Source organism: Rhizobium sp. Root1204 (genome assembly GCF_001424965.1).
Lineage (GTDB): Bacteria > Pseudomonadota > Alphaproteobacteria > Rhizobiales > Rhizobiaceae > Pararhizobium.
The window spans coordinates 389,770-408,473 of the sequence record NZ_LMCZ01000001.1; the positions used below are offsets into that span (position 1 = coordinate 389,770).

The 18,704-nt window shown below is 60.0% G+C and carries 18 protein-coding genes; 5 read left to right on the forward strand and 13 right to left on the reverse strand.

Annotated features, from left to right (window positions below; genetic code table 11):
• Window positions 1–121: 121 nt before the first annotated feature.
• The 3 genes from ASC96_RS01890 (at window position 122) to ASC96_RS01900 (ending at window position 4,929) form a co-directional block, all read left to right on the forward strand.
• Entirely contained in the window at window positions 122–1,321 is a 1,200-nt protein-coding gene (locus ASC96_RS01890) for a DNA recombination protein RmuC (protein WP_060500789.1), read from the forward strand.
• A 51-nt stretch (window positions 1,322–1,372) separates the two neighbouring features.
• Window positions 1,373–2,272, forward strand: coding sequence for a ribokinase (locus ASC96_RS01895; RefSeq protein WP_060500790.1), 900 nt, complete (start codon window positions 1,373–1,375; stop codon window positions 2,270–2,272).
• Between the two features lie 287 nt (window positions 2,273–2,559).
• Complete coding sequence (locus ASC96_RS01900) at window positions 2,560–4,929, forward strand: methyl-accepting chemotaxis protein (RefSeq protein ID WP_060500792.1); 2,370 nt, start codon at window positions 2,560–2,562, stop codon at window positions 4,927–4,929.
• Between the two features lie 69 nt (window positions 4,930–4,998).
• On the opposite strand, the gene ASC96_RS01905 is transcribed toward ASC96_RS01900, so the two are convergent.
• Complete coding sequence (locus ASC96_RS01905; RefSeq protein ID WP_060500794.1) at window positions 4,999–5,943, reverse strand: nucleoside hydrolase; 945 nt, start codon at window positions 5,941–5,943, stop codon at window positions 4,999–5,001.
• A gap of 155 nt (window positions 5,944–6,098) precedes the next feature.
• On the opposite strand from ASC96_RS01905, the gene ASC96_RS01910 reads away from it, so the two are divergent.
• Entirely contained in the window at window positions 6,099–6,530 is a 432-nt protein-coding gene (locus ASC96_RS01910) for an Hsp20 family protein (RefSeq protein ID WP_060500797.1), read from the forward strand.
• Between the two features lie 140 nt (window positions 6,531–6,670).
• Entirely contained in the window at window positions 6,671–6,928 is a 258-nt protein-coding gene (locus tag ASC96_RS01915) for a DUF1150 family protein (protein ID WP_037104558.1), read from the forward strand.
• 28 nt (window positions 6,929–6,956) lie between these two features.
• On the opposite strand, the gene trmB is transcribed toward ASC96_RS01915, so the two are convergent.
• The 12 genes from trmB to ASC96_RS01975 form a co-directional block, all read right to left on the reverse strand.
• The gene (gene trmB, locus ASC96_RS01920; RefSeq protein WP_060500799.1) at window positions 6,957–7,655 is read right to left on the reverse strand and encodes a tRNA (guanosine(46)-N7)-methyltransferase TrmB; all 699 of its coding nucleotides are present in this window, start codon (window positions 7,653–7,655) and stop codon (window positions 6,957–6,959) included.
• A gap of 87 nt (window positions 7,656–7,742) precedes the next feature.
• On the reverse strand, window positions 7,743–9,023 hold the full coding sequence (gene metK / locus ASC96_RS01925) for a methionine adenosyltransferase (RefSeq protein ID WP_060500801.1): 1,281 nt from the start codon (window positions 9,021–9,023) through the stop codon (window positions 7,743–7,745).
• Between the two features lie 248 nt (window positions 9,024–9,271).
• Window positions 9,272–9,691, reverse strand: coding sequence for a helix-turn-helix domain-containing protein (locus ASC96_RS01930; RefSeq protein WP_060500804.1), 420 nt, complete (start codon window positions 9,689–9,691; stop codon window positions 9,272–9,274).
• A gap of 155 nt (window positions 9,692–9,846) precedes the next feature.
• A complete protein-coding gene (gene lnt / locus ASC96_RS01935; RefSeq protein ID WP_060500806.1) occupies window positions 9,847–11,436 on the reverse strand; it encodes an apolipoprotein N-acyltransferase in 1,590 nt (529 codons plus the stop codon).
• Between the two features lie 156 nt (window positions 11,437–11,592).
• Window positions 11,593–12,756, reverse strand: a complete 1,164-nt coding sequence (locus tag ASC96_RS01940) for a hemolysin family protein (RefSeq protein WP_060500807.1) — start codon at window positions 12,754–12,756, stop codon at window positions 11,593–11,595.
• A gap of 12 nt (window positions 12,757–12,768) precedes the next feature.
• Window positions 12,769–13,275: an rRNA maturation RNase YbeY gene (ybeY, locus tag ASC96_RS01945; protein ID WP_060500810.1), complete on the reverse strand. Its 507-nt coding sequence runs from the start codon at window positions 13,273–13,275 to the stop codon at window positions 12,769–12,771.
• Window positions 13,276–13,293: 18 nt separating this feature from the next.
• Window positions 13,294–14,349 carry a PhoH family protein gene (locus ASC96_RS01950; RefSeq protein WP_037104536.1) on the reverse strand — a complete coding sequence of 352 codons (1,056 nt, stop codon included), beginning with the start codon at window positions 14,347–14,349 and terminating at the stop codon, window positions 13,294–13,296.
• A gap of 29 nt (window positions 14,350–14,378) precedes the next feature.
• Window positions 14,379–15,779 (reverse strand): tRNA (N6-isopentenyl adenosine(37)-C2)-methylthiotransferase MiaB, encoded by a 1,401-nt coding sequence (miaB, locus tag ASC96_RS01955; protein ID WP_060501397.1) that lies wholly within the window; start codon window positions 15,777–15,779, stop codon window positions 14,379–14,381.
• A 61-nt stretch (window positions 15,780–15,840) separates the two neighbouring features.
• A complete protein-coding gene (locus ASC96_RS01960; protein WP_060500812.1) occupies window positions 15,841–16,629 on the reverse strand; it encodes a 1-acyl-sn-glycerol-3-phosphate acyltransferase in 789 nt (262 codons plus the stop codon).
• 148 nt (window positions 16,630–16,777) lie between these two features.
• The gene (locus ASC96_RS01965; protein WP_060500814.1) at window positions 16,778–17,290 is read right to left on the reverse strand and encodes an N-acetyltransferase; all 513 of its coding nucleotides are present in this window, start codon (window positions 17,288–17,290) and stop codon (window positions 16,778–16,780) included.
• A gap of 1 nt (window position 17,291) precedes the next feature.
• Complete coding sequence (tsaB, locus tag ASC96_RS01970) at window positions 17,292–17,957, reverse strand: tRNA (adenosine(37)-N6)-threonylcarbamoyltransferase complex dimerization subunit type 1 TsaB (protein WP_060500816.1); 666 nt, start codon at window positions 17,955–17,957, stop codon at window positions 17,292–17,294.
• 46 nt (window positions 17,958–18,003) lie between these two features.
• Window positions 18,004–18,570, reverse strand: coding sequence for a NifU family protein (locus ASC96_RS01975; RefSeq protein WP_060500818.1), 567 nt, complete (start codon window positions 18,568–18,570; stop codon window positions 18,004–18,006).
• Between the last annotated feature and the right edge of the window lie 134 nt (window positions 18,571–18,704).

An 18,704-nucleotide genomic window follows, 5' to 3' on the forward strand; every position in this document is an offset into this window, starting at 1 on the left:
GCGCCGATGGAATTCTCGTTTTCAAGATTTTTGCAGCAAATGCAGCAGTTTGTATCGATCGATTTACCAATGTTCTTGTTTTGATCTAGTCAGCAAAGCCGAATCCACCTAGGCTGCCTGGATGGAACCGACAATTCTCACCCTCGACCAGCCACTGTTCATCCTTGGCTCCTACACGGTCACGCTCGGCATGTGCCTGTTCGGTGCTGTCGTCATCCTGCTGTTTGCCGGTATTCCGGCGGTTCTCAGCAGGCGGCGTGACCGGCAGGCGGCTGTTGATGCAGAGCAGCGCATGACGGCGCTTCTCGCCGCGCAGACGGAGATGCAGGGCCGTATTGCTGCCATGGCCGACGTGTTCGGCGCGCGCCAATCCGAGCTTAACCAGTCGATCAGCCAGCGGATTGACGGCATGACGCACCGGCTCGGCACCTCGATTACCGAACAAACCAAGGCAACACATGAAAACCTGCGCCGGTTGCAGGAACGGCTGGCGGTCATCGACACCGCGCAGACCAATATCCAGTCGCTGGCCAAGGACATGGCCGGACTGCAAAGCATCCTGTCCAACAAGCAGACGCGCGGTGCCTTTGGCCAGTCACGCATGGAAACGATCATCGCCGATGGCCTGCCGATGGGGGCTTATGCCTTCCAGGCAACGCTATCCAACGGGTCGCGGCCGGACTGCACCATCCGCATGCCAAACGGCCAGCCGGATCTGGTGATCGACGCGAAATTCCCGCTCGAGGGCTGGAATGCGATCCGCAGTGCCGAAAATCCGGAGATGATCCGCCAGGCGCAACAACAGTTCCGGCGTGACATGGAGGTGCATATCCGGGATATTTCGGGGAAATACCTGATCCCCGGCGAGACCCAGGAAACGGCCTTTCTCTTCGTGCCCTCCGAATCGATCTTTGCCGAAATCCACGAGCATTTCGAAGGGATCGTCCAGAAGGCGCACCGTTCGCGGATCGTCATCGTCTCGCCGTCACTGCTGATGCTGTCGATCCAGGTCATCCAGGCCATTCTCAGGGATGCCAGGATGCGGGAGCAGGCACATCTGATCCAGGGCGAGGTAATCCGGCTGATGGAAGACCTGACCCGCCTCGACGACCGGGTGCGCAAGCTGCATGGCCATTTCCTCACCACCCAAAAGGATGTCGACGACATTCTGGTTTCCTCGGAAAAGCTGAAGAAGCGTGGCACGCGCATCGAGGCACTGGACCTGGCAACATCGGGGGCGATGCCTGACGGCAAGCCCGATCAGAAATCCTTCGATGCGCGCATGGGGCAATTGAAGCTGCGGGTGGTTGACGAGGACTGACCCTGTCGGGCACTGTCCCGCGAAAATCGACTGCCCCGGGAGAGACTTCAGATGATTACAGTTTTCGGTTCCATCAACATGGACCTGATCGCCACCACCGCACGCCTGCCAAAGCCCGGTGAAACGGTGACCGGCACCGGCTTCACCACCGCCGCAGGCGGCAAGGGTGCCAACCAGGCCCTGGCAGCGCGGCGGGCGGGAGCCAGCGTCCGCATGGCGGGCGCAGTCGGATCGGACAGCTTTGCCGATGGCGCGCTGGCCCTCCTGAAACAGGCAGGCACCGACTTGTCGCTGACGAAAACCGTAAGCGAGCCGACCGGCACCGCACATATTCTTGTCGGTGGCGACGGTGAAAATGTCATCGTCGTGGTGGCCAGCGCCAATGGCACGGTCAGCGCTGGCGATGCACAGTCCGCCGTCGAGACGATGGGCGCCGGCGATACGCTGATGCTGCAGCTGGAAATCCCGCCAGCATCGGTGGAGAAGGCGCTTGCTGCGGCAAAGAGCAAGGGCATCACCTCGATCATCAACATCGCGCCTTTGACTGCAGATGCCGCCCGGCTTGGCCGTATGGCGGATATCGTCGTTGCCAACGAGACGGAATTCGAGCTGCTTGCCGGACGCGAAGGCCTTTCAGCAGCCGAGCGTGAAGACGCCATGCAGGCTCTGTCGCGGGAAACAAGCCAGACCGTCATCGTGACGCTGGGCGCCGAGGGCGTTGTTGCGGTGCGGGGCGGCAACGTCCATCGTGCCAAGGGCCTGAAGATTGAGCCGGTCGATACCGTCGGCGCCGGAGACACGTTCTGTGGCTATCTCGCCGCCAGCCTCGATGCCGGTCTTGATTTCGATGCAGCCTTGCGGCGCGCGGCCGTTGCCGGTTCGCTTGCCTGCCTCAATCCGGGTGCTCAGCCAGCCATCCCCTTGGCCGCCGAGGTCGACGCAAAAATCTGAGCGGCTGCGGCCGGCAGAGCGCTTCCGCGCAATCAGAACAGCCGACGTCGCCGCCACGGCACTGCGGAGGAAATCCCGTGAAAACTACGGGATTTCGGTCTCCAACGTTGTTCTAATTTTAATAAATACCACGTTATCAAACACCTGAAAGGGCTGTCTTCCCAAGATCATGGGCAGCCCAACGATGCCGGTTGGCATCCGGCGCTCCATGAGGGGGCATCTCCCACCCAAAGATCGCGTCATTCCGCGGCTTCAACCCGCGGACCTCTCACCATGCGGGGACATTCATGTTCAAGTTCCAGGCCAAATCGCTAGCGACCAAGCTTATCGCGGTCACGGGCGGCACCATTGCGCTCGTCCTTCTTGCTTCAAATTACGTGCTCATCTCCCAGACGCAGGACCGTGTTGAAACGCTGGTTCTCGACCAAGCGCGTACCGAGGCGAAATCCATCGCATCCGACATTGCCAGCAACATTGCCGAACTGGCGGGCGCTGCCCGCTCAACAGCCGGGATCATCAGCCGCGGCCAGGAAGGTGGCTATCTCGATCGCAAGGCTGTCGTCGATTTGCTGAAAGCCAATGTCGAGAAGAATGCATTCGCTTTCGGTAGCTGGTTTGCCGAGGAGCCGAATGCTTTCGATGGCAAATCCAAGGACTTTGCAGGCCAGAAGGAATTCGGCGCCAGCAAGGACGGTACGCTTAACCCCTACTGGACCAAGAGCAAGACCGGCATCACCTTCTCGACCTTCGATTCCGACTACTCGGCCGACTGGTATGCGCTGGCGGCCAAGAGCCTCAAGGGCGCCATGTCGCCGCCCTATACCGAAAGCACGACGGGCGACAACAATTCGATGTCCTCGATCGCCTATCCGGTCATCTCCAACGGCAAGCTGATCGGCGCCAGCGGCGTCGATGTTTCCCTCTCCTCGCTTGCGAACAAGGTCAAGGATATCCGCCCCTTCGGCACCGGCCGCGTGACGCTTCTCTCGCAGACGGGCAAATGGCTGGTCGCCCCGATCCCGGACCTGCTGATGAAGGAATATGACGGTGTTGGTGCAGATATCGTCAAGAATGCCCTGTCCACCGCACAGCCGGGTATGATCCATGATCTGACCTATGACGGTAACGAGACCTTCGAACGGGTGGTCTATCCCTTCAGCCTGCCCGATGTGAACACGACCTGGGTGGTCCTCGTTGACGTACCACAGAGTGCCATCAACGCGCCGGTCGTCGATCAGACCTACATGATGATCATCGGTGGCCTGATCGTTCTTGGCGCCGTGCTTCTCGGCCTCTACCTTTCCGTTCGCAGCTTCGTCCAGAAGCCGCTTGCAGGGCTGGTCAGCGATGTCGAGAACCTCAGCAAGGGTGTCTACTCCAACGCCGTGTCCGGTCAGGACCGTACCGACGAAACCGGTTCCGTCGCCAAGGCGCTGGAAGGTTTCCGTCATCGCCTCGCCGATACCAAGCGCCTGGAGGCCGAAGCGCAACAGGAGCGTCAGTCGTCCGAGCAGCAGCGTAACCAGTCCGAAGCCGAACGCGCCCAGTCGAACGCAACCCAGCGCGAGATTGTCGCCAAGCTCGCCAAGGGCCTGTCGCAGCTTTCTTCCGGTGACCTCGCCTACCGCATCACCGACGATTTCCCGGGCGAATATGCCCAGCTGAAGACTGACTTCAACTCCGCCATGGATAGCCTCGAAGAGACGATCCAGACGGTCAACAGCTCGGTCGTCAACATTAGCACCGGCACCAGCGAAATCAGCAATGCTGCCAATGATCTGTCGCACCGCACAGAGCAGCAGGCCGCAAGCCTGGAAGAAACGGCGGCAGCGCTCGATCAGCTGACTTCGCAGGTCAATGCCAGCGCCGACAACGCCAAGGTCGCGGCAAAGTCCGTCGAGACCGCCAGCACGGATGCCGAACAGTCCGGCGAAGTGGTACAGAAGGCGATTGCCGCGATGAAGGGCATCGAACAGTCGTCAGGCGAAGTCAGCCGCATCATCGGCGTCATCGACGAAATCGCCTTCCAGACCAACCTGCTGGCGCTCAACGCCGGTGTCGAAGCTGCCCGCGCTGGCGATGCCGGCAAGGGATTTGCTGTCGTTGCGCAGGAAGTGCGTGAACTGGCACAACGTTCGGCCAATGCCGCCAAGGAGATCAAGACATTGATCAACACCTCGGCTGGCCAGGTTCGGGATGGTGTCGATCTCGTTGGCCGCGCCGGTGGCGCGCTGCAGAAGATCGCCGATCAGGTGGTGCAGATCAATGGCCTGATCCGCCAGATCTCCGGTTCGGCTTCCGAGCAGGCCGTTGGCCTGAAGGAGATCAACACGGCGGTCAACCAGATGGACCAGGTGACCCAGCAGAACGCTGCGATGGTGGAAGAAACCACCGCCGCCAGCATGGCATTGAACGAGGAAGCCCGCGCGCTGAGCACGCTGGTCTCCCGCTTCCATGTCGCCCGTCAGAACCTGTCTTCGGCTGACATGCTGCGCAGCACGGCAGACAAGATGCGCACCCCTGCCAAGCCATCCACTGCGAGCTACAGCGCGCCGGCCAAGACCGCACCGTCCCGCTACAGTGCTCCAGCGCCACGGGCCGTGCCGCAGGTTTCCGGCAACACGGCTCTTGCCCAGGACAACTGGGAAGAATTCTGAGCCACACGGATCACCAACGAGAAACGGCGCCCTTGCGGCGCCGTTTTTGTTTCATGTTGATGCTGCCGATCAGAGACGGGCCAGACGTTCCGTCAGAAGATCGAAGAAACCCTGATCGTCGACTTCGCGCATGACCTTGGCGTTGTGCTTGCGGCCGGTCACCTGCCACCAATCCACGACTGTCATGCCAACGGTCAGCTCCGACTTGGTTTCGATCTCGACATTGCAATCGCGGCCCTTGAACAGCTCCGGGCGCAGGAGATAGGCGATGACGGTCGGATCGTGCAGCGGGCCGCCATCGGAACCGTATTTTTCGATATCGAAGCGCTCGAAGAATTCCAGCATTTCGGCCATGGCAACGGCGGCCGCCGAGCCGATCGCCTTGATCTTTTCAACGCGGGTCTTGTAGGTCAGCACCCGGTGGGTGACATCAAGCGGCATCATCACGATCGGGATGCCGGACTTGAAGACGATATCGGCGGCATCCGGGTCGACATAGATATTGAATTCGGCCGCCGGCGTGATGTTACCGCCCTCGAAGAAGCCGCCGCCCATCATGACGATTTCACGGACTCGCGGGGCAATCTGCGGTGCCTTGTTGAGCGCCAGCGCGATGTTGGTGAGCGCACCCAAGGTGCAGAGCGTCACGGTTCCCACGTCTTCGGCCAGCAGGGTCTCGATGATGAAATCGACGGCGTGCTGTGTCTGCATCGGCATGGTCGGCTCTTCGACCACCGGGCCATCCAGGCCGGTCTTGCCGTGCACGTGCTCCGCCGTCACCAGTTGACGAACCAGAGGCTTGTCAGCACCCGCATAGACCTTGACGTCACGGCGATTGCAGAGTTCACAGATCACCCGGATGTTGCGCGAGGTGAGCGCCACCGGGACATTGCCGGCGACCGCCGTAATGCCCAGCACATCAAGCTCACCAGGGCTGCCGAGCGCCAGCATGATCGCGGCGGCATCGTCCTGCCCCGGATCGGTATCGATGATAATCTTTCTCGGCTCGGCCATGCAGGTCTCCTCCAAATCAGCGAGCGGGACTATGATTTGCCTGTTGGCGCAGTGCAAGCGCCTTGCACTCGCTACGCACAGCTACCATATTGAGGCCTCGCGGATGCTGCCTCGCAGGTCCGTCAAAACGGTCGCTTGAGCTGCAAGGACTAGACATGACCCGGATCACGCCCTTCACGAGCCCGCTTCTGCTCGGTTTCGATGCGATGGAAAAGACCCTGGAGCGCATCGCCAAGGGCAATGACGGTTACCCTCCCTACAATATCGAGCGGGTGCGCCGGGACGAGTCGGTCAATGAGCCGGACAGCCTGCGAATCACCCTGGCTGTCGCCGGTTTTTCAGAAGACGACCTCGACGTCACGACCGAGGAAAACCAGCTGATCATCCGCGGACGCCAGTCAGAGACCGGTGAACGCGACTATCTGCACCGTGGCATTGCAGCCCGCCAGTTCCAGCGGATGTTCGTTTTGGCTGAGGGAATGCAGGTTTCCAAGGCGGAGCTGAAGAACGGCCTGCTGTCGGTCGACCTCATTCGTCCGGAACCTGTCCGTATGGTAAAGAAAATTAATATTTTGGTCCCAGAGTAGGATAACCGGCAGTTCATGCTGGCTGCACCTAGGACCCGGCCGCTCCCAATGGCCCCGAACTTCGTACAGGAAAATCAATGTGTTGCGAGTTTCTTCGCCTTTCCCGGCGATGAAACCCGCAAAGCCACGGAGTACGACTCATGGGATTGAAACACGTCAGCTCACATCTGTCGAAAAACGACCTGGCCCATCTCGGCGCCGGTGAGGTTGGCTATATCCGCAAGATGCGCTCGGACGAAGTGTCGCGCGTTTTTCCGGAAGCGCCCAATATGGACCCTGATCTTGACCTGTGGGCCCTGTTCGGCGCCGACGGCACGCCGATCCTTTTGACCGACAACCGTTCCAGCACCTTCTTCAAGGCCGCAGAAGACGACCTGCGCACTGTCAGCCTGCATTAAGACCCACAGACTGACATGACATTCCGGCCTAGACGCGCCGGAATGTCAGATAAGCGGACTTGCGGCCTTCCCGGCGCGCCTTGGCCTCGTAGCGTGTGCTCGGCCAGCCGGCATAGGGCGTCAGCCAGTCCGAGGCATTTTCCGCCGTCCATTCGAACGCCGCGTGATTACGGCAATGTTCGAGCGTCCAGTTGACATAGGTGTCGATATCCGAGGCGAAGCAGAAAATGCCACCGGGTTTCAGCACGCGAGCGAACCGATCGAGATTGACCGGAGAGACGAAGCGGCGCTTCCAGTGCTTCCGCTTCGGCCATGGATCCGGATAGAGAAGATCGATCTGATCGATTGAATTTTCCGGCAGCCAATCCAGCACCTGCGTTGCATCATCATCATGCAGGCGAATATTCTTCGCGCCACGCTCCTCGATATAGCCGACCAGCTTTGCCATGGAATTGACGAAGGGTTCGACACCAATAAAGCCTGTCGACGGGTCTTCGACGGCACGGTGAATCAAATGCTCACCACCACCAAAGCCGATCTCCAGCCGCACGCGTTCGACAGGATGCTTGAACAGCGTCTTGACATCCACCGGTGCTGGCGATGCCAAATCCAGCCGAAGCAAGGGCAGGACCGTATCAAGATGCGTCGCCTGCAGCGCGCGCAACGGTTTGCCCTTGCGGCGGCCGAAGAAGGCTTCGGTCGAGCGGCTGCGGTGCTGTTCGGTCATGGCAATGGTCTTTCACGATAAAAGCGGATGTCTCCGTCAGGAAACATCCGCTTTACAGTTTTATCGGCAGGTCCGTAAAGAGCCTGATCAGGCGGCCTTCAGCGCTTCTTCCTTCAAAGCATCCTTGAGCGGCTTGACGAGATCGAGCTTTTCCCAGGAGAAGGAGCCGTCGCGGCCGGCCTTGCGGCCGAAATGGCCGTAAGCCGAGGTCTTGGCATAGATCGGCTTGTTGAGGTCGAGATGACGGCGGATGCCCGACGGGGACAGATCCATCGTCTTGCGGATCGCGCCTTCGACCTGGTCTTCCGTGACCTTGCCGGTGCCATGCAGGTCGACATAGATCGACAGCGGCTGAGCGACACCGATCGCATAGGCGATCTGGATCGTGCAACGGTCTGCCAGGCCAGCGGCCACGACGTTCTTGGCGAGGTAGCGCGCAGCATAGGCAGCCGAACGGTCAACCTTGGTCGTGTCCTTGCCGGAGAACGCACCGCCACCATGCGGGGCAGCACCGCCATAGGTGTCGACGATGATCTTGCGACCGGTCAGGCCTGCGTCGCCATCCGGACCACCGATGACGAACTTGCCAGTCGGGTTGATGTACCAGGCGCAATCGTCGGCAATCTCGATGTCGTGCAGCGCTTCGCGGATATAGGGCTCGACGACGGAGCGCACCTTGGCCGAATCCCAGGCCTCATCAAGATGCTGGGTCGACAGGACGATCGACGTGACTTCCGACGGCTTGCCGTCGATATAGCGGACAGTGACCTGGCTCTTGGCGTCGGGGCCAAGACGGCCAGCCTCATCAGCGCCCTTCTTGCGGGCGGCGGCCAGAAGATCAAGAATACGATGCGAATAATAGATCGGCGCCGGCATCAGTTCTGCCGTTTCCTTGCAGGCGTAACCGAACATGATGCCCTGGTCGCCGGCACCTTCGTCGCCCTGCTTGTCGGCGGCATTGTCAACGCCCTGGGCGATGTCGGCCGACTGCGGATGAAGCAGCACGTCGATCTTGGCGGTCTTCCAGTGGAAACCAGCCTGTTCGTAACCGATTTCACGGATCGCCTTGCGGGCTGCGGTCTTGAACTTCGACGGGTTGATGACCGGATGACCAGCGGCGTCCTTCAGGACGTTGCCATCCTTGTCTTTCTTCAAAAGCGTGTCCGGCACCCGGACTTCACCGGCAATAATCACCCGGTTGGTGGTTGCCAGCGTTTCGCAGGCGATGCGGACACCCCAGGGATCAACGCCGGTTTTTGCGGCTTCACGATACACAAGATCGACAATTTCATCGGAGATCCGGTCACAGACCTTGTCTGGATGACCTTCTGCCACGGATTCACTCGTAAACAGGTAATTAGCGCGCATGCGGGAAGTCCCCTCAAAGAAAAAATGCTTCAGACGTGTTAGTGATTTTGCCACGAAATGACAAGCACACAAGGACATAAATATATCTTTATATCCGCCAGAAGGGAACGTTTTTCCGGGCTTTTGATGCTTTAATGCCGCATCTCGGCATTCTGCCACTGTGAGGGCGACAGTCCCGCCCTGGATCAGAACACAAAAAAAGCGGCACTGTCCGGCCGCTTTTTTTCATGCCATGTCTGCGGGCAGATTTATTCGGCTTCCGCTTCTGCGGCCAAGGCCTTGACGAGGTCTACAAGCTTGCGGCGCACCTTGGGATCGCCAATCTTGACGAATGCGCGGTTGAGCTGGAGACCTTCCGAGGACGACAGGAAATCGACCACGTAGTTCGAGCTTGAGGCTTCTGCCATGCCAGACGGACCGGTTGAGGCATCGCCCGGTGCATCTTCGAAAAAGAAGGAGACCGGAACATTCAAGATGCTTGAAATGTTCTGAAGGCGGCTGGCGCCGACCCGGTTCGTACCTTTTTCATATTTCTGGATCTGCTGGAAGGTGATCCCGAGGCTCTCTCCGAGCTTCTCCTGGCTCATGCCCAGCATGGTGCGGCGAAGACGAATCCGGCTACCGACATGAATGTCGATAGGGTTCGGCTTCTTCTTGTTTTCTATCATAACGGTTTCCTAATAAGCGAAGTTGCAGTTGCTCCATAACCTGGACACTTGCCGAGAGCAGACTACACGATACGTTGTGCAGCCGGGGCGGAAACCCCCCGAACATAGGTGAAGATCGATGGTAAATGCCACTATGCAATTTTAGGGGTTTTTGGTCAATTCTCTCGCAGAATAAAACTTGCGCGGGAAATAACGGCCAAACCGAAGAGAAGGAGCGCAATCAGGATTGCGCTCCTTTCTTGCGCCTCAGGGCTCATTAGCAATACATGTTTTCCCGGCAAAATTGTGTCTACAAAGCCTTTTGTTCCGAACGGAAAGCCGGTGACTATCTCTCCACGCCCATTGATAACAGCCGAAATACCGGTGTTGGCATCGCGGATGAGCGGCAAACCCGTCTCCACGGAGCGCAGCCGGGCCTGCTGGAAATGCTGATAGGGGCCGGGTGTATTGCCGAACCATGCATCATTGGTGAGGTTCAGCAGTGCGTCGCCCTGGAGCGCATCCATGCCGATTTCGCCAGGAAAAATAGCCTCATAGCAGATCAGCGGATAGAGCGTCTTGCCACCTGGCAACGTCAGCAGCGTGCGTGTCGCCGCGGCGGAAAAGCCGCCAGGCATCGCGACCGTATCCAGCCCCGCGGCAGAGAGGAGGCTTTCCAGCGGCAGGTATTCCCCAAACGGAACAAGATGGACCTTGTCGGACGCGCCGACGATCTGGCCGCGATCGTCAATCACATAGATCGAATTATAGTAGCGCGGTGGCTGGCCGGCGCCGCTGGCTTCAGCCCGCACCGCGCCGGCGATGAGCAGTTGGCCATCTTGCAACACATCTGAAATCCTCAGCAGCGCATCGGGATTCTCGGTCAGGATGAACGGGACCGCGGTTTCCGGCCAAACGACAATATCAGGCCGTTTGCCGCCATCGGCGGGAGGCGCCTGCGTCAGCTCCAGATGCTCTTCAAAGATCGCCATCCGCTCGTTGTCATCGATCTTCTTCGACTGATCGATCAAAGGCTGGACAAGCCGGATCGTCAAAGCAGGATCGGCGGGCGGCGGCAAGGGCTGCGCCAGCCGGTAGAAGCCGTAACCGAAATGTGCCGCAACCAGCAAAACAGCAAGACTCAATCCCACGCGCAACCCCTTGCGCGTACCGATGAGCGCGGGTGCTGCGAAGACGAAGACCGCCAGCATGTTGACGCCTGCCAGTCCGATCACGGCGGCAGACTGCATCATCAGCGGAACCGGCATGGCCGCATAGCCGATCGCGTTCCAGGGAAACCCGGTGAGGACAAAGCTGCGCAGCCACTCGAAAAGCCCGAAAGCAAAAGCGAGCGCCGCAATCCGGCCAAGGCCGTCCGACCAGAGGATGCGGGCGACTGCGGTTGCCAAGGCATAAAACAAGGCGAGGAACGCCGGCACACCGAGCACGGCCAATGGCACTGCCCAGGCAAAATCATCAGCCTCGACGAGCAGCGCGTTGCCCAGCCACCAGAGGCCACCGAGGAAGTAGCCGAAACCAAAACACCAGCCGATCCAGAATGCCGGAAAGCCGCGCCTGAGCACACCGTGACCGGGATTGCCCGAAGCACCATCGAGCAGCCAGACAAGAATCGGAAAAGACAGAAACGGTGCTGCGAAAATGCCGAAGGGCGGCAAGGCGAAAACCGCAATCAAACCGGCGACGAAGGCGACAAGTGCCCGGCGGGCTCCCGACAACAGCATGATCCTGCCCGCAAGCCACTCCATTCACTTCCCCCAATCGGCGCAAACCGCCACCCGGCCACCGGCGCGGCAAACAACGCGCGCAGTGACCGTCAATCCGAATCAACGTGGGGCAGTGTTCCAAAAAAGCGGCGGCTTGTCGTGCCTGGAAACGCTGTTTAAGCGTTCAAAGCAGGAGGCTTAGCCGGTTTCGCGCAGCGATTTCTCCGGCGCATCGGCTGGAGCGGCCTCGAAAGGCACCTCCTCTTCGCCCTTTGCTGGACGACGGCGGGCGGGCGGGCGCTTGCGGACGATCCGCACGCGCTTCACCCGGCGCGGATCGGCATCCAGAACCTGGAATTCGAAGCCGGGGATAGCCTGGACCACCTCACCCCGAGCCGGGATGCGGCCGAGCGAGGCAAAGACCAGACCGCCGAGCGTATCGACATCCTCAAGCTGCTCGCGCACGTCGAAATCCGGGCCGATCGCTGCGGCGATCTCTTCCAGTTCAACGCGGGCATCGGCAACAAAAACGTCGTCGGACGTCTTGGCAAACATGACTTCTTCGTCGTCATGCTCATCTTCGATATCACCGACAACCATTTCGACGATATCCTCGAGCGAGGCGAGGCCATCGGTTCCGCCGTACTCATCGATCACCAATGCCATCTGGATGCGGGCGGCCTGCATGCGCTGCATCAGGTCCGAGGCGTGCATGGACGGCGGCACGAACAGGACCTGGCGGATGATGCCGGCCTCTTCGACGGTCTTAGACAGGTCGATGCGGCCGAGATCGAAACTCGGCTTGGGCTGGCGAACCGGCTTTTCGGATTTTTCAGCCGTGGTTGCCGCAGCACTCGCAGAAGAACGGCTGCCGGTGCGCCGTTTGTTGCGGGCCTGCTTGGTCACATAGGAAAGCAGGTCGCGGATATGAACCATGCCGCGCGGGTCGTCGAGGCTTTCGCTATAGACCGGCATGCGCGAGCGGCCGGATTCCTCGAAGATCACCATCAGTTCACCGATGGTGATGCTGAGATCCACGGCCTCGATATCGGCGCGCGGAACCATGACATCCTCGACGCGGACTTCGCGGAACCGCAGGATGTTGTTGAGCATGGCGCGTTCGGCCGGCGAAAACGCCGTATCGCCATCCGCAGCCCCTGTCATCAACGCGTCGGTAAGATCTTCACGAAGGCTGGAGGCATTGCCCGCACGCCAGATCCGGGCTGCACGGCTCCAGAAGGAGGAGCCTGACTTGCCGTTCTCAGGTTTGGGGGCGGTGCTACTACTGCCCGCCTCGTCCTGACTGGAGGCTTCCGCCTCGTCTCTAACAGCCGCTGCCGGCTGCGCTCTAAAATCGCTCATTGTTCCAAACTATCAAACGGGATCACTGTCCCCATAGGGATCAGATAAACCAAGACCGGCCAAAATGCGAGTCTCAAGGTCCTCCATTCTTTCGGCGTCACTCTCATCGATATGATCATAACCGAAAAGATGCAGGAATCCATGCACCAGGAGGTGGGTCAGGTGCTCATCGAAAGGCTTGCCGAGATCATCGGCCTCGCGCACCAGCGTCTCATGGGCAAGGATGATATCGCCGAGCATCGGACCCGGCATCTTGCCCGGCGTCACCGGGAAGGCGGGAAACGACAGGACATTGGTCGGTTTATCCTGGCTGCGCCATTCTGCGTTGATTTCCCGGATGGAGGCATCATCGGTAAACACTAGCGACACTTCCGGCGGCATTTTGGGAAATGGCTGTTTTTCTTCACGCTTCAGGAAATCGGCGCTCGCGCCAAGCACACGTTCACTGAGAGACGCAAGTTCCGCTTCGGAAGGCCATGGGCCTTCCTCGACGCTGATCTGGATATCAAGGCTCGTCATGATTGGCTTGCTTCCGCCTTAGCGGTCGCCCTGCTCGCTTTCGTCATGCACTGCCGTCGTTGCCTCATAGGCACGGACGATACGGGCAACCATCGGATGGCGGACAACATCGACATCCTTGAAGCGGACAACCGATACGCCTTCAACGCCTTTGAGGATCTGCAGGGCCTCGACCAGGCCGGACTTGACGCCACGCGGCAGGTCGACTTGGCTTGGATCGCCCGTGACGATCATCCGGCCGTTTTCGCCGAGACGCGTCAAAAACATCTTCATCTGCATCGTCGTGGTGTTCTGTGCCTCGTCGAGAATGACGGCGGCATTGGCGAGCGTACGTCCGCGCATGAAGGCGAGCGGGGCGATTTCGATGACGCCAGCAGTGATTGCCCGCTCGACCTTGTCGCCGGGCATCATGTCATAGAGCGCGTCGTATAGCGGCCGCAGATACGGATCGACCTTGTCCTTCATGTCACCCGGCAGGAAGCCGAGGCGTTCGCCGGCCTCCACGGCAGGGCGCGACAGCACGATGCGATCGACCGCGCCGCGCTCGAGAAGCTGGGCAGCATGCGCAACGGCAAGATAGGTCTTGCCGGTACCGGCCGGGCCGACGCCGAACACCAATTCGGACCGCTCCAGCGCGCGCATATAGGCGTCCTGCGTCGGCGTGCGGGCCGCAACAGTCTTCTTGCGCGTCGAAATCTGCGCGAGGTTCAGCTTGGCTTTCTTTTCCATGGTCGGCAACTGGAGCTGGTCATCGGCAGCGACCGCCATGCGGATGGCGCCTTCGACATCGGAGGGTTCAACGGTGCTGCCATTCTGCAGGCGCCCGTAGAGATAATCGAGCGCCCGGCGGGCCTGATTGGTGGCGACGACTTCACCGGAGATCGCGACGGAATTGCCCCGCGGCCGTGCATCGATATGCAGGCGCTGCTCAATCAATTTGAGATTCTGGTCGAACTGGCCAAACAACTCGCTGGCGAACCGGTTGTTCTCAAATGTGAGCACGAAGTGATTGACGTCTGTCGCGGATGTTTTCGACTGGCGCGGCGAAGATGAAACCAATTCGTGTCCGTTCAAGCGGTCAGGCTCCTTGAGTTAGCGGTCCTTCAGCTTACCACTTCGGCAAACAGACTGTTAGGCCCCGCACCAGTGATTCGTACAGAAACAATGTCACCGATTTGCGATGCGTTTGCATCAACATTCACGGACTGCAGCCAGGGCGAGCGGCCGATCAGCTGGCCCGGCATGCGGCCCGGCTTCTCCAGAAGCAGGTCGATCGTCTTGCCGATACAGGCTTGAGCAAACTCGTTTTGCTGTTTTAGCAACAAAGCCTGCAATCTTTCCAAGCGTTTGGCTTTTACGTCTTCCGGCACCTGGTCTCCAAGATCGGCGCCGGGCGTTCCGGGGCGGGTCGAATACTTGAATGAAAATGCCTGTGCATAACCAACGGTTTCAACCAGGCGCAGCGTGTCCTCGAAATCCTCGTCGGTTTCGCCGGGGAAGCCGACGATGAAATCGCCAGAGAGCGCGAGATCGGGCCGGGCCGCCTTGATGCGGGCGATCAGCGCGATGTATTCGGCCGTCGTGTGCCGCCGGTTCATCGCCTTCAGGATGCGGTTGGAGCCGGACTGGATCGGCAGGTGCAGATAGGGCATCAGTTGCGGCAGATCACGATGGGCGTCGATCAGGCTGTCATCCATGTCGCGCGGATGGCTGGTGGTATACCGCAGGCGGGAAAGACCTTCGATCTGCGTCAGGCGATGCAGGAGGTCGCCGAGACCCCATTTTTCGCCGTTGGCGCCAACGCCATGCCAGGCATTGACGTTCTGGCCGAGCAGAGTGATTTCGCGCACGCCAGCATCGACCAGTTTCTGTGCTTCGGCAACGATCTGGGCAACCGGCCGGGAGACTTCGGAGCCACGCGTGTAAGGCACGACGCAGAAGGTACAGAACTTGTCACAGCCTTCCTGAACCGTGAGGAACGCGGTGACGCCCCTCGCCTTTGTCTTGGCCTTGTCGGGTGCCGGCAAGTGCTCGAACTTGTCCTCGATGGCGTAATCGGTTTCCAGCACCCGCTCGCCACGTTTGACGCGCTGAAGCGCCTCGGGAAGCCGGTGGTAGGTCTGCGGCCCGATGACGAGATCGACGGCGGGTGCCCGGCGCAAGATTTCGTCGCCTTCGGCCTGCGCGACGCAACCGGCAACGCCGATCATCATTTCGCGGCCTTCGCCGGCCTTTTTCTTCTTCAAGTCACGCAGCCGCCCAAGCGCCGAGTAAACCTTCTCAGCGGCTTTCTCACGGATATGACAGGTGTTCAACAGGACGAGATCGGCGTCCTCCATGACATCGGTTGCGACATAGCCATCCTTGGCCAGCGCATCGGTCATCCGGTCGGAATCGTAGACGTTCATCTGACAGCCGTAGGTCTTCACGAAGACCTTGCGGACGGCTGAGCTCTCAAGAGCCACATCGGGCTTTGCGGATAAAACGGCGATTTCCTGTGTCATGCCCGGTTCCATAGAGCATCAAGGGCCAAAATTGAAGCCCTTTCCCTTGGCCACGACAGCCTCAGCGGCCACGCAGCTTGAGAGCCAGCATCTCGCGAATGCTCTTCTCCACCTGGCGGCTGACGACCTTGCGGTTGCTCTCTGCCGTATAGGTGATCTGCTCGCCGTAGATCACGTCGACATCGACGGCGCCCTCGTAGAGGATACCGAGCAGATGCGGCGCCAGCGCGATATCGCCCGGCCAGGCGGCGACCGGCCGGTGATAGCGGCCCATCGGCATGCCGTGAATGCCGGTATAGGCAATGGCCAAAGGTTGGACATGGACGGCACCCGTCGGCGACATCGGAACGGCGGCGGCAGCGGCACCGAACAGCGACGTCTTGATCTCCAGAAGCCGGTTGCCATCCGAGGTCGTGCCTTCGGGAAACAAAACAACGATCTCGCCATCGGCCAGACGCTTGCCGATCTCGTTGACCTGATTGCCGGTGGTGCGTTTCTGCTCGCGCTCGACGAAGATCGTTGCCTGCAGACGCGCCAGAAGGCCGAAGACCGGCCACGCCTTGACGTCGGACTTGGCGACGAACACCACGTCGGCGATCGAGCCGAGAACGAGAATATCCTTCCAGCTGGCATGGTTCGATACCAGCAGCAATGGCCGCTGCCGGTCCGGCGTGCCATGGACGCGGACCCGGATGCCGACGAGGCGGCAGGCCATGCGATGCCACAGGCGCGGCAGGGTGCGGCGTTGCGGTGTGTCCAGCCACAGAAACAGGATTTGCAGCGGCGCCATGACAACGGTCGCCAGAACGAGAATTGTCATGCACAGCGTGACGCGCAGCCAATTGATCACGCGCAGCGCCTCGGCACGCCATCCGGCGTCAGCATCAAGGACACTGTGCTGCGTCTATCGTGATCTCTGCTTGGTCTGTCGGCATTGCGGCGCAAGCGCGTCTCTCTTCCTGGTCCGCTTCACATCATTCGGTTCAAGGCAGCTACGGCTAACCAAGATCGAGCCGCATGACAAGGGCAGCGGTTTTGGCGCCGTTAACATCCTGATAATAAGCACGTCTTTCGCCGACCTTGGAAAATCCGAGTTTCCGGTAGAGCGCGATCGCGGCAGTATTGGTCTCATCGACTTCGAGGAAAACGGCTTCAGCAGCCTGATCGCGCGCTTCGCGCAATGCCGCCCGCATCAACCGCCAGCCGAGGCCGAGACGCGAAAACCGCGGATCGACGCCGATCGTCAGGATTTCCGCTTCACCGGCCGCCACCCGCGACAGGACAAAGCCGCCGATAAGTGGTTGCGTGATAAACGGCCGCGTATAGGCATTGTTCTGGCGGGCGATGAAGCCGAAAACGGTATCCTGGTTCAGCAGCGAATGCAGTTCGCCGTCGCTCCAGGCATGCGTGAACCGCAATTTATGGACGGCCGCCGCCTGCGGCAGGTCGGCCGTTTCCAGGGCAAAGATTTCGAATTCGGGCTTGCGGACAAAAAAGTCGGTCAGCGACATCTTACGCTCGCGCCACCGCAAAGCCGGCCTGCGACTTGACGTCGGGGCCGCGCAGATAGAGCGGGCTCGGCTTGCCCAGTGAAGGATCGGCCGCAGCACCAAGGCGGGCGACAAGACGGATATCCGTGAGGTCCGTTTGGGCGGCGCTTTCCGGAACGTTGTCTGTCAGATGCCGGGCGGCGGTGCCGCAGATGAAGCCGTCGAAACCGGCAAACATCCTTTGGGCGTCTGGAATTTCCAGCATCAACGCTTCGCTACGCGCCGTGCCGTCGGCTTCGAAACTCTGGCAATAAAGCTCGTCACGCTTTGCATCGATCGTCGCCAGGATGGCGCGGCCCGGATGCCTTTCCCGGGCAGCTTCGGCAATGGCAGCAAGTGTTGAAACACCAACGGCCGGCACGTTCAGTGCCAGCGCAAAACCACGCGCCGCGGCAACGCCGACGCGGATGCCGGTGAAGGAGCCCGGACCGATGGTCACCGCGATGCGGCCGATATCGGCAAGCACCTTGCCACAAGCGGCGAGCGCCTCGTCGATAAACCCCATGAGTTGCTCTGCATGGCCACGGCCGATATCGGCCCCGGCCGAGGCCAGAACCGTATCGCTATCGCTGTCGTAGACGGCTGCAAAACAGCCCGCCCCAGCCGTATCAATGGCCAGGACGATCATGATTTTTCAACTTTTCTGGATAGTCGCGGCACGGATAATCGCTCGCTTAGACGGCTTCGACCGCCTGCACTTCAGGAATAAAATGATGCAGCAGGTTCTGCACGCCATGCTTCAGCGTTGCCGTCGAGGACGGGCAGCCGGCGCAGGCGCCCTTCATGTTGAGGAAGACAGTGCCATCGCGAAAACCCTTGAAGGTGATATCGCCACCATCCTGGGCGACAGCCGGGCGAACGCGGGTTTCCAACAGTTCCTTGATGGTCGCAACGATGGCCTCGTCGCCCTCTTCGAAGAACTCGCCGTCCTGATCACTTTCTTCAGCGCGCGTATGCACCGCCATGACCGGTTGCCCGGACATGAAGTGTTCCATGATCGAGCCGAGGATGGCAGGCTTCAAGTGCTGCCATTCCTGCGCTTCCTTGGTGACCGTGATGAAATCATAGCCGAAATAGACGCCGGTCACACCGGGGATCATGAACAGGCGCGCGGCCAGCGCCGAACCGGCTGCGGCTTCTTCCGCGTCGCGGAATTCGGCCGTGCCGTTTTCCATCACAACCTTACCCGGCAGAAATTTCAGCGTGGCGGGGTTCGGCGTGGCTTCGGTCTGGATGAACATGTCTTTACTCCGCGTCGGCCGGGATCGCGTTCAACCAGCCTGTTTAGAACTATTCAAAAGAATATAAGCCGTTTGGGCGGCTGCTTCAAGATGCGTGGGCCAGCGTTTCAGCCGCGCAAGGATCAATTCCATTG